General features: G+C 70.0%; 14 protein-coding genes, 3 rRNA genes and 1 pseudogene. 3 read left to right on the plus strand and 15 right to left on the minus strand.

What is annotated here, in order from left to right:
* A pseudogene (locus tag BS72_RS39875) lies at positions 1-141 on the minus strand (S-methyl-5-thioribose-1-phosphate isomerase); the annotation flags it as partial.
* 1,198 nt (positions 142-1,339) lie between these two features.
* On the opposite strand from BS72_RS39875, the gene BS72_RS32250 reads away from it, so the two are divergent.
* Positions 1,340-1,690, plus strand: a complete 351-nt coding sequence (locus tag BS72_RS32250; protein WP_051951045.1) for a hypothetical protein — start codon at positions 1,340-1,342, stop codon at positions 1,688-1,690.
* A complete protein-coding gene (locus BS72_RS32255; RefSeq protein WP_051951046.1) occupies positions 1,684-1,872 on the plus strand; it encodes a hypothetical protein in 189 nt (62 codons plus the stop codon). The genes BS72_RS32250 and BS72_RS32255 overlap by 7 nt, the downstream gene beginning before the upstream one ends.
* 347 nt (positions 1,873-2,219) lie before the next feature.
* On the opposite strand, the gene rrf is transcribed toward BS72_RS32255, so the two are convergent.
* From rrf to BS72_RS12295, 12 genes are all read right to left on the minus strand, one after another.
* Positions 2,220-2,336, minus strand: a 5S ribosomal RNA gene (rrf, locus tag BS72_RS12245).
* Positions 2,337-2,467: 131 nt separating this feature from the next.
* A 23S ribosomal RNA gene (locus tag BS72_RS12250) occupies positions 2,468-5,582 on the minus strand.
* Between the two features lie 311 nt (positions 5,583-5,893).
* Positions 5,894-7,418, minus strand: a 16S ribosomal RNA gene (locus tag BS72_RS12255).
* The 16S, 23S and 5S rRNA genes sit together here, the layout of an rRNA operon.
* A gap of 586 nt (positions 7,419-8,004) precedes the next feature.
* Positions 8,005-8,619, minus strand: a complete 615-nt coding sequence (locus BS72_RS12260) for a hypothetical protein (RefSeq protein WP_037910291.1) — start codon at positions 8,617-8,619, stop codon at positions 8,005-8,007.
* Positions 8,620-8,743: 124 nt separating this feature from the next.
* The gene (gene ahcY, locus BS72_RS12265) at positions 8,744-10,195 is read right to left on the minus strand and encodes an adenosylhomocysteinase (RefSeq protein ID WP_037910293.1); all 1,452 of its coding nucleotides are present in this window, start codon (positions 10,193-10,195) and stop codon (positions 8,744-8,746) included.
* Between the two features lie 225 nt (positions 10,196-10,420).
* Positions 10,421-11,380 carry a cation diffusion facilitator family transporter gene (locus BS72_RS12270; RefSeq protein WP_037910295.1) on the minus strand — a complete coding sequence of 320 codons (960 nt, stop codon included), beginning with the start codon at positions 11,378-11,380 and terminating at the stop codon, positions 10,421-10,423.
* A gap of 107 nt (positions 11,381-11,487) precedes the next feature.
* A complete protein-coding gene (gene manA, locus BS72_RS12275) occupies positions 11,488-12,693 on the minus strand; it encodes a mannose-6-phosphate isomerase, class I (protein WP_037910296.1) in 1,206 nt (401 codons plus the stop codon).
* Positions 12,690-13,286 carry an SIS domain-containing protein gene (locus tag BS72_RS39880; protein WP_407638965.1) on the minus strand — a complete coding sequence of 199 codons (597 nt, stop codon included), beginning with the start codon at positions 13,284-13,286 and terminating at the stop codon, positions 12,690-12,692. Before BS72_RS39880 ends, manA begins: the two co-directional genes overlap by 4 nt.
* Positions 13,280-13,822 (minus strand): hypothetical protein, encoded by a 543-nt coding sequence (locus tag BS72_RS39885; RefSeq protein ID WP_407638966.1) that lies wholly within the window; start codon positions 13,820-13,822, stop codon positions 13,280-13,282. Before BS72_RS39885 ends, BS72_RS39880 begins: the two co-directional genes overlap by 7 nt.
* Before the next feature lie 35 nt (positions 13,823-13,857).
* A complete protein-coding gene (locus BS72_RS12285; protein ID WP_037910297.1) occupies positions 13,858-14,037 on the minus strand; it encodes a Trm112 family protein in 180 nt (59 codons plus the stop codon).
* 318 nt (positions 14,038-14,355) lie between these two features.
* Entirely contained in the window at positions 14,356-15,714 is a 1,359-nt protein-coding gene (locus BS72_RS12290) for a phosphomannomutase/phosphoglucomutase (RefSeq protein WP_037910301.1), read from the minus strand.
* A 146-nt stretch (positions 15,715-15,860) separates the two neighbouring features.
* A complete protein-coding gene (locus BS72_RS12295) occupies positions 15,861-16,280 on the minus strand; it encodes a DUF3499 domain-containing protein (protein ID WP_078901792.1) in 420 nt (139 codons plus the stop codon).
* Between the two features lie 341 nt (positions 16,281-16,621).
* Here BS72_RS12295 and BS72_RS12300 point away from each other — a divergent pair, with 341 nt between their 5' ends.
* Positions 16,622-17,083, plus strand: coding sequence for a metallopeptidase family protein (locus BS72_RS12300; RefSeq protein ID WP_037910305.1), 462 nt, complete (start codon positions 16,622-16,624; stop codon positions 17,081-17,083).
* An 82-nt stretch (positions 17,084-17,165) separates the two neighbouring features.
* Here BS72_RS12300 and BS72_RS12305 read toward each other — a convergent pair whose 3' ends face one another.
* Both BS72_RS12305 and BS72_RS12310 read right to left on the minus strand, forming a co-directional pair.
* Positions 17,166-18,665, minus strand: coding sequence for a DUF5719 family protein (locus tag BS72_RS12305; protein WP_037910307.1), 1,500 nt, complete (start codon positions 18,663-18,665; stop codon positions 17,166-17,168).
* A complete protein-coding gene (locus BS72_RS12310) occupies positions 18,662-22,549 on the minus strand; it encodes a glycosyltransferase family 2 protein (RefSeq protein WP_037910310.1) in 3,888 nt (1,295 codons plus the stop codon). The genes BS72_RS12305 and BS72_RS12310 overlap by 4 nt, the downstream gene beginning before the upstream one ends.
* Between the last annotated feature and the right edge of the window lie 67 nt (positions 22,550-22,616).

The following is a 22,616-nucleotide window of genomic DNA, read 5'->3' on the forward strand; positions in this document are numbered from 1 at the left end:
GCGCCACCCCGTAGGCGCCGGCCAGGCCCAACAACGGGGCGCCACGGACGGCCAGCGACCGTATCGCGCCACCAGTGCGTGCACGTCCGTGCACACCAACTCGACTTCCTCGTGGGGCAACCGGGTCTGGTCCAACAGCACCAGGACCGGCCCCTCGGGCGGCTCCGCCCAGCGCAGTGCGGGGGGGCAGCGTTCTCAGCTCGCGTCGCTTGATCAGCCATCCCCTCAGTCTGCCTCCACACGGCGCCCTGACGTGAGCCCGTGACACGATGGCGCTCCGAACAGGCCGTGCAACCCAAAGGGGCAGCCTCCGATGACCGACAATCCGGGCTGGGCATCGCCCGGACCCTCCGACTCCCGCGAGCCGCGAGACGGCGACCGCCCCGATCCGTCCACCCAGGACCCCGATCCGCCCGTCCCAGGCCCTGATCCGTCCGTGCCATCCGCTCCGCATTCATCCGTGCCATCCGCTCCGCATTCATCCGTGCCATCCGCTCCGAACGAGCGGCCCGCTGACGACGCGTCCGCGGACACTTCCGAGGGTCGGGGTTCCGGACAGGGTCACGCCGACCGACGGGCGGAGCCGGCGACGGTGCCGGGAGAGTCGAACCCGCCGCCGCGTCAGGCGAGTCCGCGGGAGCGGAGCGACAACGGATCGGTGCTGACGACGAGTCCGGCCCGCCATCCGCTCCGCCGGGAGCACCGCCCGCCGGCTGGTCCCACCGACAGCCGCCGCCGCAGGCCGGATGGACCTCCGCCGGCCTTCCGCCGGCCGGGCCTTCGGCTCCTCAGCCGCCGCAGTACCAGGGCGGCCCACGCTGGGGGCCTCAGGTCCAACGACCCGGCGGGCAGCAGTCCGGGTGGCAGCGCCAGGCCCGGGCGGTGGCTGGAACGGCGGTTGGGGCGCCGGCTGGAACGGGGCTCCGCAGGCCCCCAAGCCAGGCGTGATCCCGCTGCGGCCGCTCGGCTTCGGCGAGATCCTCGACGGCGCGATCAGCACGGTACGCCTGCACTGGCGGTCCGTCCTCCCCCTCACCTTGGGCGTGGAGCCGTCACCCAGGCCGTCAGCGTCGTCACCCAGCACGCCTATACCGACAACGGCCGTCTCAACAGGCTGACGCACGAGCAGAACCCCTCGATGCACGACATCGTGTCCGCCTACCGCGACGCCTACTGGCCGACCCTCATAGCGGGCTCCTCATGGCGTTCGGCGTCCTCCTGGTGACGGCGGTGCTGACGACGGTGGTCAGCCGCGCGGTGTTCGGCTGGACGGTGACGCCTCGGCCATGTGGCGCGACGCCCGGCCCCGCCTGCCCAGGCTGGTGGGCTCACGTTGCTGATGTCCGTCGGCTACGTGGTAGTGCTGCTGATCGCGATGCTTCCGGGGATCCTGCTCATCGCAGCCGGGTCGGATGATGCGGGCGCAGCACTGACAGTGCTGGGCGCGATCGTCGGTTCGGCCTGTGTCATCTGGCTGTGGGTGCTGCTCTCCCTCGCTCCACCGGCCCTCGTCCTGGAACGCCAGAAGGTCTTCGCGGCCCTGAAGCGCTCGGCCAAGCTGGTGCGGGGCGCCTGGTGGCGGGTCCTGGGCATCCAGATCCTCGCGCTCTCCTGGCCGTCCTGGCCTCGTCCGTGGCTCAGCTCCCCTTCGCGGGCCTCGCCTCCTGGTTCACCGGCGACAGTGTGCTGACGGACTCCGGCCATCCGGGCTGGACGTACCTCATCATCGTCGGTGTCGGACAGGCGATCGCCAGCGCGTTCACGATGCCGGTCATGGCCGGTGTGATCGCGCTGCTGTACGTCGACCAGCGCATCCGGCGTGAATCCCTCGACATCGAGCTCGCTCAGGCGGCTCAGGCCCAGCAGCGCTGATTCCTTCCCCGTCCCTTTCCTATTCCTTCCCTTCCCGGGCCCGGCCGGCTGGTCTCCCTGCCGGCCGGGCCGGCGGGCGAACTCCGGGGAGGAACGGGGCCTCCCTGACTTACCGGCCTGGCGGGTGGTCCGGGACGGTCCGGGACAGCCAGCGGCAAGGTGCAACGTCCGGGCCCTGGAAGTGCTGGGTTGCTGGGTGCTGGAGGAGAGGGCGGCCGCAGGAGCATCGCACCCAGCCCCCGGCATGAAGGCGCACGCGAGGCGGCGGGCCCCAAAGGGCACGAAAATGGGCATGAAAAAAGCGTCAGCCCCGTACTTCAGAAGTACGGGGCTGACGCTGAATGATTGTTCGGCGGCGTCCTACTCTCCCACAGGGTCCCCCCTGCAGTACCATCGGCGCTGAAAGGCTTAGCTTCCGGGTTCGGAATGTAACCGGGCGTTTCCCTCTCGCTATGACCACCGAAACTCTATCGGGCCACCCCCACATCACACAGGGGCGTCGACAAGGCTCCAGGAACCAGCACGATCTTCAATTAACCAGTTCACCGGTGCGACCTTTCGCAACCCGGGAACCAAACAGTGGACGCGAGCATACATGGACAATCCCTCGGCCTATTAGTACCGGTCAGCTCCACACCTCACGGTGCTCCACATCCGGCCTATCAACCCAGTCGTCTACTGGAGCCTTACCCCTCAAGGGGGTGGAGTCCTCATCTCGAAGCAGGCTTCCCGCTTAGATGCTTTCAGCGGTTATCCCTCCCGAACGTAGCCAACCAGCCATGCCCTTGGCAGAACAACTGGCACACCAGAGTCCGTCCGTCCCGGTCCTCTCGTACTAGGGACAGCCCTTCTCAAGACTCCAACGCGCGCAGCGGATAGGGACCGAACTGTCTCACGACGTTTCTAAACCCAGCTCGCGTACCGCTTTAATGGGCGAACAGCCCAACCCTTGGGACCGACTCCAGCCCCAGGATGCGACGAGCCGACATCGAGGTGCCAAACCATCCCGTCGATATGGACTCTTGGGGAAGATCAGCCTGTTATCCCCGGGGTACCTTTTATCCGTTGAGCGACGGCGCTTCCACAAGCCACCGCCGGATCACTAGTCCCTACTTTCGTACCTGCTCGACCCGTCAGTCTCACAGTCAAGCTCCCTTGTGCACTTACACTCACCACCTGATTGCCAACCAGGCTGAGGAACCTTTGGGCGCCTCCGTTACCCTTTAGGAGGCAACCGCCCCAGTTAAACTACCCACCAGACACTGTCCCTGATCCGGATCACGGACCGAGGTTAGACATCCAGCACGACCAGAGTGGTATTTCAACAGCGACTCCACCACGGCTGGCGCCATGGTCTCACAGTCTCCCACCTATCCTACACAAGCCGAACCGAACACCAATATCAAGCTATAGTAAAGGTCCCGGGGTCTTTCCGTCCTGCTGCGCGAAACGAGCATCTTTACTCGTAGTGCAATTTCACCGGGCCTATGGTTGAGACAGTCGAGAAGTCGTTACGCCATTCGTGCAGGTCGGAACTTACCCGACAAGGAATTTCGCTACCTTAGGATGGTTATAGTTACCACCGCCGTTTACTGGCGCTTAAGTTCTCAGCTTCGCCACACCGAAATGTGACTAACCGGTCCCCTTAACGTTCCAGCACCGGGCAGGCGTCAGTCCGTATACATCGCCTTACGGCTTCGCACGGACCTGTGTTTTTAGTAAACAGTCGCTTCTCGCTGGTCTCTGCGGCCACCCCCAGCTCAGAGCGCAAGGCCCATCACCAGAATGGCCCCCCTTCTCCCGAAGTTACGGGGGCATTTTGCCGAGTTCCTTAACCATAGTTCACCCGAACGCCTCGGTATTCTCTACCTGACCACCTGAGTCGGTTTAGGGTACGGGCCGCCATGAAACTCGCTAGAGGCTTTTCTCGACAGCATAGGATCATCCACTTCACCACAATCGGCTCGGCATCAGGTCTCACCCTGCATGGACGACGGATTTACCTACCGTCCGGGCTACACCCTTACCCCGGGACAACCACCGCCCGGCTGGACTACCTTCCTGCGTCACCCCATCACTTACCTACTACCCCCTCGGATCAGCGGCTCCACCACTCCCCATCACTCCGAAGAGATCAAGGGCGGCTTCACGGCCTTAGCATCAGAGGATTCGATACTGGGCGCTTCATAGCGGGTACCGGAATATCAACCGGTTGTCCATCGACTACGCCTGTCGGCCTCGCCTTAGGTCCCGACTTACCCTGGGCAGATCAGCTTGACCCAGGAACCCTTAGTCAATCGGCGCAAACGTTTCCCACGTTTGAATCGCTACTCATGCCTGCATTCTCACTCGTGAACCGTCCACCACTACCTTCCAGTGCGGCTTCACCCGGCACACGACGCTCCCCTACCCATCACAGCCCCCGTTGGGGTAATGCTGCAATGACACGACTTCGGCGGTATACTTGAGCCCCGCTACATTGTCGGCGCAGAATCACTAGACCAGTGAGCTATTACGCACTCTTTCAAGGGTGGCTGCTTCTAAGCCAACCTCCTGGTTGTCTCTGCGACTCCACATCCTTTCCCACTTAGCATACGCTTAGGGCCTTAGTCGATGCTCTGGGCTGTTTCCCTCTCGACCATGGAGCTTATCCCCACAGTCTCACTGCCGCGCTCTCACTTACCGGCATTCGGAGTTTGGCTAAGGTCAGTAACCCGGTAGGGCCCATCGCCTATCCAGTGCTCTACCTCCGGCAAGAAACACACGACGCTGCACCTAAATGCATTTCGGGGAGAACCAGCTATCACGGAGTTTGATTGGCCTTTCACCCCTAACCACAGGTCATCCCCCAGGTTTTCAACCCTGGTGGGTTCGGTCCTCCACACGGTCTTACCCGCGCTTCAACCTGCCCATGGCTAGATCACTCCGCTTCGGGTCTTGAGCGTGCTACTGAAACGCCCTATTCGGACTCGCTTTCGCTACGGCTCCCCCACACGGGTTAACCTCGCAACACACCGCAAACTCGCAGGCTCATTCTTCAAAAGGCACGCAGTCACGACAGTGCATGCAAGCACACACTGCGACGCTCCCACGGCTTGTAGGCACACGGTTTCAGGTACTATTTCACTCCGCTCCCGCGGTACTTTTCACCATTCCCTCACGGTACTATCCGCTATCGGTCACCAGGGAATATTTAGGCTTAACGGGTGGTCCCGCCAGATTCACACAGGATTTCTCGGGCCCTGTGCTACTTGGGTGATCTCCAAGAGAGCCGTACACATTTCAGCTACGGGGGTCTTACCCTCTACGCCGGGCCTTTCGCATGCCCTTCGCCTACACATACGGTTTCTGACTCTCCGACCGGCCGGCAGACCGATCAAGGAAACTCCCACAACCCCGCTGACGCAACCCCTGCCGGGTATCACACGCCAACGGTTTGGCCTCATCCGGTTTCGCTCGCCACTACTCCCGGAATCACGGTTGTTTTCTCTTCCTGCGGGTACTGAGATGTTTCACTTCCCCGCGTTCCCTCCACACTGCCTATGAGTTCAGCAGCGGGTGACAGCCCATGACGACTGCCGGGTTTCCCCATTCGGACACCCCCGGATCAAAGCTTGGTTGACAGCTCCCCGGGGCCTATCGTGGCCTCCCACGTCCTTCATCGGTTCCTGGTGCCAAGGCATCCACCGTGCGCCCTTAGTAAATTGGCCACAGATGCTCGCGTCCACTGTTCAGTTCTCAAGCCACGACCGGTCACCCACAAACCACACCCGAAAGCATGATCCGACAGGTCCCGATAACACGAAGGAACACCAACGGCATTCCCTCAGGACCCAACAGCGTGCCCGACACCACCACCCCCGACCCCACCGTTCCATACCCCCGAAGAGGTCGTACTAGATCGAGCCGGCGAACCGGCAGTGCCGAATAGTCAACGTTCCACCCATGAGCAACCAGCACCGGACACTCGCCGATGAACTGGCCCCCTGACCACCTTGCGATGGTAGGAAGTGCTCCTTAGAAAGGAGGTGATCCAGCCGCACCTTCCGGTACGGCTACCTTGTTACGACTTCGTCCCAATCGCCAGTCCCACCTTCGACGACTCCCTCCCACAAGGGGTTAGGCCGCCGGCTTCGGGTGTTACCGACTTTCGTGACGTGACGGGCGGTGTGTACAAGGCCCGGGAACGTATTCACCGCAGCAATGCTGATCTGCGATTACTAGCGACTCCGACTTCATGGGGTCGAGTTGCAGACCCCAATCCGAACTGAGACCGGCTTTTTGAGATTCGCTCCACCTCACGGTATCGCAGCTCATTGTACCGGCCATTGTAGCACGTGTGCAGCCCAAGACATAAGGGGCATGATGACTTGACGTCGTCCCCACCTTCCTCCGAGTTGACCCCGGCGGTCTCCTGTGAGTCCCCAGCACCACAAGGGCCTGCTGGCAACACAGGACAAGGGTTGCGCTCGTTGCGGGACTTAACCCAACATCTCACGACACGAGCTGACGACAGCCATGCACCACCTGTACACCAACCACAAGGGGGGCTCTGTCTCCAGAGCTTTCTGGTGTATGTCAAGCCTTGGTAAGGTTCTTCGCGTTGCGTCGAATTAAGCCACATGCTCCGCCGCTTGTGCGGGCCCCCGTCAATTCCTTTGAGTTTTAGCCTTGCGGCCGTACTCCCCAGGCGGGGAACTTAATGCGTTAGCTGCGGCACGGACGACGTGGAATGTCGCCCACACCTAGTTCCCAACGTTTACGGCGTGGACTACCAGGGTATCTAATCCTGTTCGCTCCCCACGCTTTCGCTCCTCAGCGTCAGTATCGGCCCAGAGATCCGCCTTCGCCACCGGTGTTCCTCCTGATATCTGCGCATTTCACCGCTACACCAGGAATTCCGATCTCCCCTACCGAACTCTAGCCTGCCCGTATCGAATGCAGACCCGGAGTTAAGCCCCGGGCTTTCACATCCGACGTGACAAACCGCCTACGAGCTCTTTACGCCCAATAATTCCGGACAACGCTCGCACCCTACGTATTACCGCGGCTGCTGGCACGTAGTTAGCCGGTGCTTCTTCTGCAGGTACCGTCACTTGCGCTTCTTCCCTGCTGAAAGAGGTTTACAACCCGAAGGCCGTCATCCCTCACGCGGCGTCGCTGCATCAGGCTTTCGCCCATTGTGCAATATTCCCCACTGCTGCCTCCCGTAGGAGTCTGGGCCGTGTCTCAGTCCCAGTGTGGCCGGTCGCCCTCTCAGGCCGGCTACCCGTCGTCGCCTTGGTAGGCCATCACCCCACCAACAAGCTGATAGGCCGCGGGCTCATCCTGCACCGCCGGAGCTTTCCACCCGTCCCCATGCGAGGACAGGTCGTATCCGGTATTAGACCCCGTTTCCAGGGCTTGTCCCAGAGTGCAGGGCAGATTGCCCACGTGTTACTCACCCGTTCGCCACTGATCCACCCCGAAGGGCTTCACCGTTCGACTTGCATGTGTTAAGCACGCCGCCAGCGTTCGTCCTGAGCCAGGATCAAACTCTCCGTGAATGCTTCCAGGTAATCCTGGCAACACCCGCGAAAGAGCGGCACAGTCCAACGGAATAAGCCGGACCGTGCACAGCGTCCTCGCTGTGTGTTTTTCTTCAAAGGAACCTCGTCCTCAGAGATGATCTCCGAGAGACGGGGTATCAACATATCTGGCGTTGACTTTTGGCACGCTGTTGAGTTCTCAAGGAACGGACGCTTCCTTCGGTCACCGTCTCCGGCTGCCCTCCGGGCTTTCCCTTCGTGTCTCCGACTCTATCAGACGCTTTCCAGTGTCCGATCCCCGTCGGCGGGGTTTTTCTTTCGTTCTGCGTTTCCGACTCTATCAGACGCTTTCCGGCGCCTGACCCCCGGTCAGCGGGGTCTGTCTTTTTGCTGCTCTTTGTTGCGTCTCCGACTCTACCAGGCTCTTTCGAGTCCCATTTACCGTCCACCGTTTCGGGGACACGCATATTCCAACTGAGATTTCTCTCGGCCGGAGCGGGGGTGTCTTCGACAGGTGAAGCAGCGATGTTCGGAGGTCGTCCGCCCGTACCCTCCGGGCCGCGACAACCGTTCAAACCTACAGCGCCGCTAGGGGAGCGTCAAATCAGGTGAAGCTGGACGGTGGCGTGTCGAGCTCCTCCAGCTCCACGCCGGGTGCCGCGAGCACGACGTCGCCGGCGATGTGCACGTCGTGCCGGTCGCCGGTGGCGAGGTCGTCGACACGGTAGTTGTCCACAGCCAGGACTCCGCTGTCGGTGGTGTGTGCTGTCCTGTCCAGGAGCGACCACGCCTGGTCGACGGTGAGCGGAGCGAGGACGGGGGCCTGGAATGAGACGAGACGTACGCGCGTGGCCGGGCCGCCGGGTCCGAGGCGGAGCAGCCGGGCCGTGGCGATCCAGAAGGCGGGCGATACGCCGGTGAAGGCGTGGGCCGGCGCGTTGCCCTCCTGGGCGTGCTCGCCGGTGGGGTCCGTGCGGACCCAGGTCACCCCGTCGACGGCCGCGGCTCGTACCTGCCAGCTGCCGGAGAGGAGTTCGAGGCGGATCGGACGGCCGAGGTCGTCGATGGTGAGGTCGATGGAGCCCGTGTGGTCTCCCGCGGGCGCGGTCGTCTGTGCCGTGTAGCGCCATCCGGAGGGGCCGGTGGCGCAGTGGAAGTGCTCTTCCCCGAGGGGGGTGTGGTCGTGGGTGTCGTGGAACGAGTAGCGGCCGCGGGGCATGGTGGGGTCTCGGTGTCTGACGAGGCCCCCGCCTCGCGGGCGAGACGGGGGCCTTGGTCCGGTGGTCGGTCGGGTTGCGCCGGGCAGGACGCGCCGTAGACGGGCGGTCCGCTCGGCGTCGGCCTCAGTAGCGGTAGTGGTCGGCCTTGTACGGGCCGTCGACCTTGACGCCGATGTAGGCGGCCTGCTCCGGGCGGAGCGTGGTGAGCTTGACGCCGAGGGCGTCCAGGTGGAGCCGCGCGACCTTCTCGTCCAGGTGCTTGGGGAGCACGTAGACGCCGATCGGGTACTCCTCGGGCTTGGTGAAGAGCTCGATCTGGGCCAGGGTCTGGTCCGCGAAGGAGTTCGACATCACGAAGGACGGGTGGCCGGTGGCGTTGCCCAGGTTGAGCAGGCGGCCCTCGGACAGCACGATGATCGTCTTGCCGTCGGGGAAGGTCCAGGTGTGGACCTGCGGCTTGACCTCGTCCTTGACGATGCCCGGGATCTTGGCGAGGCCGGCCATGTCGATCTCGTTGTCGAAGTGGCCGATGTTGCCGACGATCGCCTGGTGCTTCATCCGCGTCATGTCGGCGGCCATGATGATGTCGCGGTTGCCGGTGGTGGTGACGAAGATGTCGGCGATCTCGACGACGTCGTCCAGGGTGCTCACCTGGTAGCCGTCCATCGCCGCCTGGAGGGCGCAGATGGGGTCGATCTCGGTGATGATCACCCGGGCGCCCTGGCCGCGCAGGGACTCCGCGCAGCCCTTGCCGACGTCGCCGTATCCGCAGACCACGGCGACCTTGCCGCCGATCAGGACGTCGGTGGCGCGGTTGATGCCGTCGACGAGGGAGTGGCGGCAGCCGTACTTGTTGTCGAACTTCGACTTGGTGACGGCGTCGTTGACGTTGATCGCCGGGAAGAGCAGCGTTCCTTCCTGCTGCATCTCGTACAGGCGGTGCACGCCGGTGGTGGTCTCCTCGGTGACGCCGCGGATCTCGGACGCCAGCTGCGTCCACTTCTGCGGGGTCTCGGAGAGCGTGCGGCGCAGCAGCGAGAGGATGTAGCCGTACTCCTCGCTGTCGGCGTCCGTCGTGTCCGGAACGGCTCCGGCCTTCTCGAACTCGACGCCCTTGTGGACCAGGAGCGTGGCGTCGCCGCCGTCGTCCAGGATCATGTTGGGGCCGCCGGTGGGCGAGTCGCTCCAGGTCAGGGCCTGCTCGGTGCACCACCAGTACTCTTCGAGCGTCTCGCCCTTCCAGGCGAAGACGGGAACGCCCTGGGGGCTGTCCGGGGTGCCGTCGGGGCCCACGGCGATGGCGGCCGCGGCGTGGTCCTGGGTGGAGAAGATGTTGCAGGAGGCCCAGCGGACCCGGGCGCCGAGGGCGGTGAGGGTCTCGATGAGGACGGCGGTCTGCACGGTCATGTGCAGCGAGCCGGTGATGCGGGCGCCGGCCAGCGGCTGGGCGGGGCCGTACTCCTTGCGCAGGGACATCAGGCCGGGCATCTCGTGCTCGGCGAGAGTGATCTCCTTGCGGCCGAAGGCGGCGAGGGAGAGGTCCGCGACCTTGAAGTCCGTTGCGGTGGTCGTCATGCGTGCTGCTCCTCGTGGTCGAGGTGGACAGGGCGGTGCGCGCCGCGCGGCGGGCCGGGTGGCGCCCGGTTCGGGCACACCCGTCCTCTGCGGCAGCGCAATCCGTCGGAGGCCCTCTCTCCCTCGGCCGGTCACCTTGGCGGGACCGCCCGACCGCCATCAGCAGCGACGTCTGGCTGCCCCCGAATCTACACCGCATGCGTGACCGCGCGCAGGGGGCCGCGGTCAGCGCCCGCCGGGGTTCTGGTCCGGATCGGGCCCCGCCGCCGCGGCGGCGTCGCTGTAGATGTCCGGTTCGAGGTAGATCACCCGGGCGATGGGGACGGCGGCGCGGATGCGCTCCTCTGCGGCGTCGATGGCGCGGGCGACCTCGGTCGCGGTGTCGTCGTGGCTGACCGCGATCTTGGCAGCGACGAGGAGTTCCTCGGGGCCCAGGTGGAGGGTGCGCATGTGGATGACGCCGGTGACGGTGGCTCCGTCGACCGCGGCGGCGCGGATGCGGGCCACGGACTCGGGGGCCGCGCCCTCACCGATGAGGAGCGACTTGGTCTCGGCGGCCAGGACGAGAGCGATGCAGATGAGCAGGGCACCGATGCACAGGGTGCCGACGCCGTCCCAGACGCCGCTGCCGGTGGCGAGGGCGGTGCCCACGCCGGCCAGGGCGAGCACCAGGCCGATCAGCGCGCCGAAGTCCTCCATCAGCACGATGGGGAGTTCGGGAGCCTTGGCCCGGCGGATGAACTGGACCCAGCTGAGGTCGCCGCGGGTGTGGTTGGACTCCTTCATGGCGGTGCGGAAGGAGAAGCCCTCGGCGATGATCGCGAAGACGAGGACCCCGACCGGCCAGTACCAGTCGTGGATGGCGTGCGGGTGGCGGACCTTCTCGTAGCCCTCGTACAGCGCGAACATGCCGCCGACGGAGAACAGGACGATGGAGACGAGGAAGCCGTAGACGTAGCGCTCCCGGCCGTAGCCGAAGGGGTGCTCGTCGTTGGCCGCGCGCTTGGCGCGGTTGCCGCCGATGAGGAGGAGGAACTGGTTGCCGGAGTCGGCCAGGGAGTGCACGCCCTCGGCGAGCATCGAGGAGGAGCCGCTGAAGGCGAAGGCCACGAACTTCGCCACGGCGATGGCGAGGTTGGAGCCGAGTGCCGCCATGACCGCCTTGGTTCCGCCTGACGCGCTCATGCTGGGTGGAGATCCCTTCGGTCGGCTCGGCGGCCGGGGCAAGGGCGCCCCGGCCGGTTCCGGCGATGCGGTCGGCCATTCTTGCAGTCGGCCGCGGCGGACTGCGGTCAGGCGGTGACGGTGGCCCGGAAGACGGTGCCGTCGCCGGTGAGTTCGACCTTCTCGGAGGCGGGGACGAAGGCGGACTCCCCCTGGCTGAGGGTGAGGCCGCCGGCCGGGTCGCCCTGGTGCCGCAGGTGGACCTCGCCGCCGGTGCACAGCAGGATCTGGGGGGTGCCCGCGGCGAGCGCGCGGGGGTCGGCGCCGGGGGCGAGCACGTAGCGGGAGAGCCGGAACTCGTCGATGGGCGCCGGGTAGAGCTCCTCGCCGTCGGGGGCTGCCTCGGGGCGCAGCACGCCGGGGTCGCCGGACTCGAAGCGGACGACGCGCTGGAGTTCGGGGACGTCGATGTGCTTCGGGGTCAGGCCGCAGCGCAGGACGTTGTCGGAGTTGGCCATGATCTCGACGCCGAGGCCGTCGAGGTAGGCGTGCGGGACTCCGGCTCCGAGGTAGAGGGCCTCACCCGGCTGGAGCTGGACGTGGTTGAGGAGCATCGCGGCCAGGATGCCGCGGTCGCCGGGGAAGCTGTGGGCCGCCTGGGCGCAGCCGGCGTAGGCGGCGGCGTACGGTCCGGGCTGTTCCGCCAGCCGGGCGGCGGCCTCGGTGGCGGCACGGACGGCGTCGGCGGACTCCTCGGGGTCGGCGCCCAGGATGGCGGCCAGCACCTCGCGCAGGGCCTGGTCCTCGGGCTTGGCGCGGAGGATGTCGACGTAGGGGGTGAGACCGGGGACACCGAGGGCTTCGATGAGGTCGGCGGCCTCCTCGGGGCGGCGGAAGCCGCACAGTCCCTCGAAGGGGGACAGCGCGACGATCATCTCCGGCTTGTGGTTGGCGTCCTTGTAGTTGCGCTCGGGCGCGTCGATGGGGACGCCTCGCGCCTCCTCCTCGGCGAACCCGGCGCGGGCCTGGTCGAGGTCGGGGTGGACCTGGAGGGAGAGCGGGGCGCCCGCCGCCAGCACCTTCAGCAGGAAGGGCAGGCGGGGGCCGAAGCGCTTGACGGCGGCGTCGCCCAGTTCGGCGGCCGGATCGGCGTCGATGACGGTGTTGAGCGCTATCGGGCCGTTGCCGCGGTCGACCAGGGAGGGCGCGCCCGGGTGGGCGCCCATCCACATCTCGGCCTGGGGCTCGCCGGTGGGTTCGACGCCCAGGAGCTCGGGGATGGCGGTGACGGAACCCCACGCGTAGGGGCGGATGGTGTTGGTGAGCCGGTTCATTCCGTGTGGGGTCTTTCGGTCGTGGCGACAGCCAGGTACGCGGCCGCGAAGTCGGTGAGGGCGAGGAGTTCGGCGGTGGTCTCCAGGGGGGTGCCGCCCGGAGCGGTGATCTCGCTGAGCGGGGTGCTGTGGGCGTGGGCCAGCTCGCGGGCCGCCGGCGCGGCGGAGCCCGGCTGGTCGGCGGCCTCCTGGAGGAGGACGACGCGGACGCGGAGCCCGCCGGGGTCCTCGACACGGTCGCGGAAGAAGTCCTCGGGGTCCGCGGCCTGGGCGGCGGCGCCGGCCAGCAGCGGGCCGTGGGCGGTGAGCGCGGCGGGCAGCGCCGCGGCGAGGGCGGGTCTGCGGGCCTGGGCTGCGAGCACCGCGGCGAAGCGGCGGCCGGCGGCCGCGGCCACGCGTCCCTGGCTCCAGAGCAGGGGCAGGGACGCGTCGAGTTCGGCGGCCAGCGTCTTGGCGGGGTTGGTGTAGGTGGCGACGGCGGGGCCGCAGCGGGTGGCTGCCGCGTCGAGCCGGTCGGCGAGGGCGTGCAGCGCGTCGCCGGGGGTGCTGGTGAGCCCCAGCCGGTCGGTGAGGGCCAGCAACGGGGTCAGCATGGCCCAGAAGGCCCCGGAGTCGGGGGGCCGGGCGGCGCGGCGGCCGGGGCACCGTCGGCGAAGGGCAGGGCCATGCCGCGGACCTGGGCGACCGCCTCTGCGAGGGGGGAGCCGGCCGGGGTGACGGCGCAGGCTGTGCTGCCGCGGCGGTACGCCTGCTCGACGAGGTCGGTCAGCCCGCTCTCGGTGCCGTGCGGGGTGACCAGGAGGATCAGGTCGAGCGGGTTGGCCCAGCCGGGCAGCCGCCACCGGGACCGCTCGGGGGCCGGCCCGTCGGCTTGGAGGAGCTCGACGGGGCAGCTGCCCGCGCAGAGGGCGGAGAGGTGGTCGGCGACGGCGGTGGCCTGCGGGGCCGGTCCGGCGACGAGGAGCGCGCGCGGCCGGCCGTCCGGGCGCAGGCCGCTGACACCGGCCTCCTCGGCGAGGCGCAGCGAGGTGCGGACCCGGGCTCCGGCGGACGCGGCGGCGCGAAGCAGCCCGTGGCTGTCGGCGCGGGCGAGCGCCTCCGCGTCCTCCAGCAGCGACTCGTCGAACAACGCGACCTCCCGGTCGGTTACGGCTACGGCCTGGGTCAGGCGGGGCGGCGGGCCTCGTCGACGAGGAGCACGGGGATCTCGTCGCGCACCGGGTAGGCGAGGCCACAGGTGTCGGAGGTGCACACCAGCTCGCCGGCGTCGGCGTCCTCACGCAGGGGCGCGTGGCAGGCGGGGCAGGCGAGGATTTCCAGCAGGCTGGGTTCGACGAGCGGCATCGGGCGACCTCCGGTCGGTACGGCGGGGTGGCGGCCGTGGCAGCGGGCTGTCTGCCGCGGGACGGGCTCCCGACGGCGGTCCGCCCGCTGGCCAGTGGCTTCCTGTCAGCGCCCTCAGCCTATCGTCGGGCGGAGGGCGCGGGGCGGCCGCGTTCCCCGGCCTGTGGACAACTCCGGGACGTGCCCCGCGGAGGCCCCGTCCGGGGCTCCGTCCGGGGGCGCGGTGCGGCTGGAGGGTGGCGTCCGCCGGGCGGGCTCGGCCGGGCTGTGCCCTATGCGGCCGACGCCGCCCGACGCCGCCCGACGCGGCCTGCCGGGTCAGCCTCGGACGATGCCGAGGACGCGGTCGCGGATCCGGTCGACGGCGGCCGCGTCGCGGGCCTCGACGTTGAGGCGCAGCAGCGGTTCGGTGTTGGAGGGACGGAGGTTGAACCACCAGTCGTCGCCGGAGACGGTGAGGCCGTCGAGTTCGTCGAAGGAGACCCCCGGCCGGCCCTCGTAGGCGGCGCGGACGGCGGCGGTGCGGGCCGCCTGGTCGTCGACGGTGCTGTTGACCTCTCCGGAGGACGCGTACCGCGTGTAGGCGGCGGCGAGGGAGGACAGCGGGCCGTCCTGGCTGCCCAGGGCGGCCAGGAGGTGGAGGGCGGCGAGCATGCCGGTGTCGGCGTTCCAGAACTCGCGGAAGTAGTAGTGGGCGGAGTGCTCGCCGCCGAAGACGGCGCCGGTGGCGGCCATCTGCTGCTTGATGAAGGAGTGGCCGACACGGGTGCGCACCGGGGTGCCGCCGTGCTCGGTGACGATCTCCGGCACCGCCCGGGAGGTGATCAGGTTGTGGATGACCGTGGCTCCGGGCCGCCTGGCGAGTTCCCGTACGGCGACGAGCGCGGTGACCGCGGAGGGCGGCACGGCCGCGCCGCGCTCGTCGACGGCGAAGCAGCGGTCGGCGTCCCCGTCGAAGGCCAGCCCGATGTCGGCGCCGGTCTCGCGCACCCTGGCCTGGAGGTCCACGAGGTTGGCCGGGTCGAGCGGGTTGGCCTCGTGGTTGGGGAAGGTCCCGTCGAGTTCGAAGTACATGGGCACCAGGTCGACGGGCAGGCCCGCCAGGACGGTGGGGACGGTGTGGCCGCCCATCCCGTTGCCCGCGTCCACGACGACCTTGAGGGGGCGCATCGCGGACAGGTCGACCAGGGAGCGCAGGAAGCCCGCGTACTCCTCCAGGACGTCACGGGAGGTGATGGCGCCCTGGGGGGCGGTCGCCGGCGGCATTCCGGCGGCGGACCACTCCTCGGTGAGGGCGCGGATGTCGGCCAGCCCGGTGTCCTGGCCGATCGGGGCGGCGCCGGCCCGGCACATCTTGATGCCGTTGTACCGGGCGGGGTTGTGGCTGGCGGTGAACATCGCTCCCGGCAGGCCGAGGTGGCCGCTGGCGAAGTACAGCTCGTCGGTGGAGCACAGGCCGATCTCGGTGACGTCGGCGCCCCTGGAGGCGGCTCCGCGGGCGAAGGCGCGGGCCAAACCGGGCGAGGAGGGCCGCATGTCGTGGCCGACCACGGCCGCCCGGGCGTCCGTGACCGTGGCGAAGGCGGCGCCGAACACCTCGGCGAGCCCCTCGTCCCACTGGTCGGGCACGACACCGCGCACGTCGTACGCCTTGACGATCTGGGACAGGTCGGACACGGCGTACCTCGCTGGAGAGTCCCGGCAGTTCGGACTCGCACAACCTATCCGAGACGGGGCACGCCGCCCGGCGACTCCCCCGTCCTACGGCGACCTGGCCGTGTGGCGTGACAGCGCGTCAGGAACGCGGACGGGGACGGCTGGGCTCAGGACTCCGGGGAGCGCAGGACCCGCAGGTGGCCGCGGCGGGCGACCTCCATGGGGTCGATGTCGCGGGCGGCGGCGCCGTGGGAGCGTTCCTGCGGGCGGGCGGCCTCGCGTACGGCGTTGGCCAGGGCTTCGAGGTCATCACCGCTGGGGCGGACCGGCCCGGTGTCGGTGGCCAGCCGGACGACCTCCCAGCCGCGGGGGGCCGTCAGCCGCTCCGAGTGCTCCGAGCACAGGTCGTAGCAGTGGGGCTCGGCGTAGGTGGCCAGCGGGCCCAGCACGGCGGTGGAGTCCGCGTAGACGTACGTCAGCGTCGCGACGGCGGGACGGCCGCAAGCGGTGCGCGAACAGCGACGTACAGGGCTCACGACGTTGGACGGTACCGCACTCTTGAGCGGGCCGCGACGACTCTCTGCCAGGTCACCCTCTCGTGTCGTGCGGAGAGCCCCCTCGGAGCAGGCGTCGGGTGGGCGGTTCTGACCTGCGCGCATCCGGCCGGACCCGGGACGCGCACCCGGGCGTGGAGCCCTGGTGGGAACGGGGAAACGTGGCGGGAACCGTCCCGATCAGGGGGTTCGCGTCCCGCATGGCGGATAACTGTCATCCGTATGGCCTGATGAGGCCGCCCGAGGGGGGCGGCGTGCCGGTCCTGGGGCCGCCGCTCGGCGGCGCGTGGGCCGGGGACGGGGACTCGTCCCCGGGGCTGCCCGGATGACGTGCCCTGGTGTGCGTACCGGCCCCGAGGACTACGCTCACGCTGATGGACAGCTCCGCCCAGAACCCCGCCTCCCCCGCGCCGCAGCCGCCCGCCTCCCGGCCGCGTCGCCGCGACCGGCACGGCCGCGGCATGCGGGGTCCGATCGCGCCGCCGCAGGTGCCGCTCGCGCTGAGCAGGGCGGAGGCCTTCGACGACCTGGTGCGCGACGCCGCCGACCGCCTGGAGCGGCGCTGGCCGCAGCTGGCGGACGTGGAGTTCGCCGTCCAGGACGTGCCGCTGCCGCAGGACGGGGCCGCCGAGGGCGAGCCGGTGCCCCTGGGGCGGCTGATCGCGGCGGCGAAGGACCGGCCGAGCCGGATCGTGGTCTACCGGCGGCCCGTGGAGATCCGGGCGAAGAGCCGGGACGAGAGGGCGCTGCTGGTCCACGAGGTGGTCGTCGAGCAGGTGGCGGAGCTGCTGGGCCTGTCCCCGGAGAACGTCGACCCGAAGTACGGCGAGGACTGAGGACACCCCGCGAGGAGGCCGGACCGCGTCCCCGGGGAGGCCCCTGGGGACGCGGTCCGGCACCTTGGGCGGCCGGACGGCCTCAGGGCTCCAGGATGCGCAGGTCGGAGGAGGCGCTGGGCACCGCGACGGTGCTGCGGTCGTCCGACAGGGACTGGATGGTGAACATGGGAACACCGCTGTCCGGCAGGGCGAGCATCCGGGAGGCGTACACCGTGCCGCCGGAGAGGTGCTGGACGGTGACGGCGTAGGAGCCCTTGAGGCCGGACGGCACGGGCGGCGCGATGGAGAGCGTGGCGCCCGCCTTGACGGTGACCGTGCGGGTGGCGGCGGTGCCGCCGCCCGAGCCCGCCGAGGAGGTGATCCGCACCTGTGCCGAGGAGCCCACGGCGGTCAGGCCGAGGGTGGAGCCCTTGGCGCGGTTGTCGGCGACGGTGGCGCGGGCGCCGACCGGAGAGGTCGCCGGGATGAACGCCAGGTCCTGCGAGGCGCCCTTGCCGCGGGTGACGAGCAGGGCGGCCACCACGGGCACCGGCGCGTGGGTGGTGCTGGAGCCGAGCAGCAGGGAGCCGGCCTCGCCCTTGGTGATGTCACCCAGGTCGACCGACATGGTCATGCCGCTCTTGACGTGCAGCGTCTCGTGCCCGGCCGGGACGATGGAGCCGCCGGAGGTGGCCAGCTTCAGCGTCAGGTCGGCGTCGTCCGATCCGGTCGCGAAAGTGGTCAGGCGGACGTCGGTGGCGTCCGCGGGGATGCCGGGCATGACGAGGCTGCCCGCCGGGGGCGCGGCCGCCGGCAGCCAGTCGCTGCCCTTGCCGGTGGCGGTGGCCTGGACCGCGGCTCCGACCCGGCCGCTGCGGGCCACCACGTGCACGGTCACGTCCGCGGCCTTGGACGCGGTCAGGGTGGAGAGCAGCACCGGCTTGGAGCTCTTCCCGGGCACCGTGATGCCGTCGCCGGCGGGCGTCTTCAGGGCTCCGTCCGCGCCGTACAGCTCGACGTCGACGACGGCGGGGGTGTCGTCGGGGTTGACCAGGTGGACGTAGTCCTGCCGGCCGTCGGCGGTACTGGCCCCGGGGAACCAGAACTCGGTGTCCGGTTCGGTGCAGGAGGTGGCGAGCAGGCCGCGGCTGGGGCCGTCGTCGACCACGGTGGTCTGCTGGACGGTCCAGCCGGGCGCCAGCGAGCCGTCCGCGGCGCCGATGAGGGCGGGGGCCCCCGGCTTGTTGTTCGTGTAGGTGACGGGCTTTCCGGGGGCCTTGAGCGGCTTCAGCGCCCGGGGCTTGTCGGTGGCCGGCACCAGCGTCGCCGCTCCGGAGGCGGCGGCGTCCGAACCGGTGCCCGAACCGGCCCCCGAGTCGGCGGTGTCCGTGCCCTGCGGGGTGAAGGACGTGTACGTGGTGGAGGGCAGCTCGGACGGGGACGGCTCCGGGCACAGCAGGGTGGTGTGCTGCACCGGCAGCCTGGCGGCGGTGCCGGCGGACGGTGCCGGGTCGGAGCTCCCGCCGGCCGCCGAGGCGATACCGGTCAGGACGGCGAGTGCCACGACCGCGCCGGCCAGGGAGATGGTGCTGCGGTTCACTGGTAGTCGCTCCCGTCACGCCGGCGCGGATCGCCGTCTGGGTAGTACGGGCCCTGCTCGCCGTAGGAGGCCGGGTCGTACGGCTGCTCCCCGTAGGCGGCGCCCTGCTCGTAGCCGGGGCCGTAGGAGGCCGTCCCCTGCCCGCCCGGCTGGGCCCCGGCCTCGCCCGCCGCGTACGGGTCGTAGCCAGCGGCCGGATAGCCGTAGGCGTCGCCGTAGGCCTGCGGGTCGTAGCCGGGCTGCGCTCCCGGGTACGCGCCGCCCGCCTCCCAGGCGCCGGGGCCCTGGGCGTAGGCGGGGTCGGGGTAGCCCTGCTCCTGGTAGCCGCCCTGGGCGTAACCGTCCTGCTGGTAGCCGGGCTCCTGGTAGCGGTAGCCCTCGGCGTCCTCGCCGCCCTGGGCCGCGTAGGGGTCGTAGCCGCGGTTCTCCGGGTCGTAGCCGCCGCTCTCCGCGCCCTCGTAGGCGTCCGGGGCGGGGTAGCCGTCCTCCGGGCCGCGCGGGCCGGGCACCGGTGCCTGGGCGGCCTCCGGCGCCGCGTCCGGCCCGGCTTCGGGGGCCGCGCCCGCCGAGGCCGAAGCCGCGGCCGCTTCGGCCTCGGCGGCGGCCTGCAGGCGGCGGGCACGGCGGCCTTCGCCGGCCGGGGCGGAGACCTCGACCGCGACGGCGGCCTCGGCCTCCGGCAGGTCGTCGTCGACCTCCCGGCGGCGGCCGGGCAGCGCCAGCACGATCACCACCAGGAGCAGGAACGCCTGGACGCCCAGCCATCCGACGTGGGTGAGCGGCTCCTCGTAGGTGACGTCGAGCCTGCCTCCCGAGGAGGGCAGCTCGAAGCCCTGCGCCCAGCCGTCGACGGTGATGGGGGTGAGCGCCCGGCCGGCCAGGGTGGCGTGCCAGCCCGGGGCGGTGGAGTCGGCCAGCCGCAGTACGCGGTCCGAGGCGCCGGCCGGGATCGTGGTGTGCGCCTCCAGACGGCCCGAGGCGACGGACACGGGCTTGGCGCCCTTGCTGGTGATCGTCATCCGGGCGACGCCGGTGTCGACGCTCCACAGTTCGCTGCCGTTGGACTGGCTGACCCGGGACAGGCCGGGGGTGCTGTCCAGGACGCGGCCGAAGGCCTTGGCGGCGCTGCCCTGCGCGAGGACGTAGCGCACCGCGTAGCCGGCCAGGCGGCTGCCCTGGTCGGCGCCCGAGCCGGCGACCAGGTTGGCCACCGTGGAGTCCAGGGCGTGGTCGCGAGGCGCCTCGGCGGCCAGTTCCGCATCGCCTATACGGGCGCCGGAGCCGCGCACAAGGACGTAGTGGACGCTGGTGGCGGTGCCGCCGAGCACCAGGGTGCGCGGCTGGTCGCGGGTGGTGGCCTCCTCGGCGACGAAGGCGGGTACCTGCTGCGGGTCGCCTCGGCGGATGGGGCCGTTGGCGCCGTCGGCCATCCAGGTGAACGCGGCCAGCAGCGGGGCGGCGGCGGCCGCCAGGGCGATCAGGCCGGCGACGGGCTGCCGCCAGCCGAAGCCGCTGGCGGCGATCCGCTCGTTGGCGCCCTCCGCGCCGATCGCGGCGGCCGACAGCAGCGCCAGGCCGTAGACCAGGGTGGCGGGACCCGCCCAGTCCTTGCCGTTCTCCACGGCGGCGAAGAGCAGGCCGGTGAGGGCGGCCGCCCAGGCCGCGGTGACGGCCCTGCGACGGGTGCCGCGCATCAGCGCGGCCAGCGCCGCCAGCACCACGCCCACCAGCAGGAAGCCGCCGGACGCCTTGGGGCCGCCGGGGCTGAGCAGCAGCAGGTCGACGCCGGAGGCGGTGCCCGTGCTGTACGGCAGCCCGGCCTCGGTGAGCATCCGCCCGGGGTGCCCGAGCAGGGTCAGCGACCAGGGCGCGAGCAGCACCATCGGGGTGACCAGGATGACGGCGGAGCGCAGCAGCTGCGGGACGAGCAGCGGCTGCTGGCGGGCCACCAGCCGCCACACCAGGGTGGCCGCGCACAGCACCAGTGCGACGGGCCAGGTCACCGGGGTGAAGGCGGTGGTGAAGGTCAGCATCAGGGCCAGGGCCCAGGCGGAGCGCCAGCTGGGCCGCGCGCCTCGCGCGATGGCGGCCGGGCTCAGCTGGAGGCCGGCCGCGGCGGCGGCGGAGCGGGCCATCAGCGGCAGCAGGATGGCCAGGACGGCGGTGCCCAGCCGGCCGCCCGCCAGGGCGCCGGTGACGGCGGGCAGGAACGCGTAGGCGACGGACGCCCAGGCGCGCAGCAGCCGCGACTCGACCAGTGGCCGGGAGGCGAAGTAGGCGGTGACGCCGGCCAGCGGCACGGAGGCGACCAGGAAGAGCGTCAGGGTGAGCCCGGTGGAGCCGAGGAGCACGGTGGCGAAGAGGGCGAGGACCGCGAGGTAGGGCGGAGCCGCCTGGGTGCCGCCGACGCCGACGGCGTGCCAGGAGCCGACGTAGGTGTCCCACAGGTCGGAGGCGCCCGGATCGGCGGGCAGCAGGACGCCGCCCTCCAGGGAGCCGCCGCCGAGCAGGGCCCGGCAGGCGATCAGCGAGAACACCAGGAGGACGGCGAAGAGCACCGGACCGGGGCGGCGGGCGATCCGCTTGAGGCGGGCGAACTGCTCGATCTCCAGGAAGTCGCCGTCCTCGTCGCCCGGCCCGGTCTCCACGCCGCCGCCGTGCCGGCCGACAGCGCCGGCTGAGGCGTCGGCGCGGCCGGCGATGTTGCCGGCGACCTGCTCGATGGTGGCGCGCACGGTCGCGCCGACCGGCGGGAAGAACGGGCGCAGCTCGGACGGCGGCACGGCGCCGCGGCCCCGCGCGCGGCGGGCGGCCAGCAGGCGGCCGGGGCGCAGCAGGACGCCGAGCAGGCCGACGATCTCGTCGACGGCCTGCCCCGGCACCTTGCCCACCAGGTAGGCGAGGGTGCGCAGCACGGTGCCGACGACGACGCGCAGGGCGACGTAGGGCAGCAGCGGGCCTCGGGTGTTGGCCAGCAGGGTGTAGACGGCGCCGGCCTTGTCGACGCGGTGCGGGTTGACCGCGGAGCGGCCGGCGCAGTCGACGGGGCGGCGCTCGCGGGAGGCGGCTTCGGCGTGCCCCATGACGGCGTCGGGGGCGATCAGCACGGTGTGGCCGGCGGCCTGGGCGCGCCAGCAGAAGTCGACGTCGTCGCGCATCAGGGGGAGCCGCCGGTCGAAGCCGCCGAGCTCCTCGTAGACGTCGCGGCGTACGAGCATGCCGGCCGAGGAGACCGACAGCACCGGGCGGGTCTGGTCGTGCTGGCCCTGGTCCTGCTCGCGGCGGTCCAGGCCGGTCCAGCGGCGGCCGCTGCGGGCGATGCTGACGCCGACCTCCAGCAGCTGCCTGCGGTCGTACCAGCTGCGCAGCTTGGGGCCGATGACGGCGGCCGAGGGGTTGTCCTCGGCGGTGCGCAGCAGGGCCGTCAGGGCCTCGGGCTCGGGTTCGCAGTCGTCGTGCAGGAGCCACAGCCACTGGACGGGTTCGCCGAAGGGCTGCCCCGGGTCGCCGGTGTCGTCGTTCCACGTGCGGGTGGCCGGGTCCCAGCCGGAGCGGCGCTCCAGGTAGGGCAGTTCCGCGGCGGTGAGCGGCGGCGCGGCGCGTACCGCCTCGTCGACGGCGGTGCCGAAGCCGGTGCGGCGGGCCAGGTGGAGGACGCGGTGGTCGCCGAGGGCCTCGGCCATCAGGTGCGCGGAGTCGTCGGCGCTGCCGGTGTCGGCGGCCACCACGTCCTGGACCGGGCGGTCCTGGACCAGGAGGCCCTGGAGCGCCCTGGGCAGCCAGCGCGCTCCGTCGTGTGCGACCAGCACGGCGGTGACGACATGGCGCGGGAATTCAGGGAGCTCGGTCGACTGGCTGGTCGGCGCTGGGCTGTTGACGGACATCGAGGTTTGGGCCCCGGTTCGCTGGACTGCGGTGGACGCATCGTCCCGCGACCGGCGGGGTATTGCG

It is taken from the genome of Actinacidiphila yeochonensis CN732, assembly GCF_000745345.1.
Taxonomy (GTDB): domain Bacteria; phylum Actinomycetota; class Actinomycetes; order Streptomycetales; family Streptomycetaceae; genus Actinacidiphila; species Actinacidiphila yeochonensis.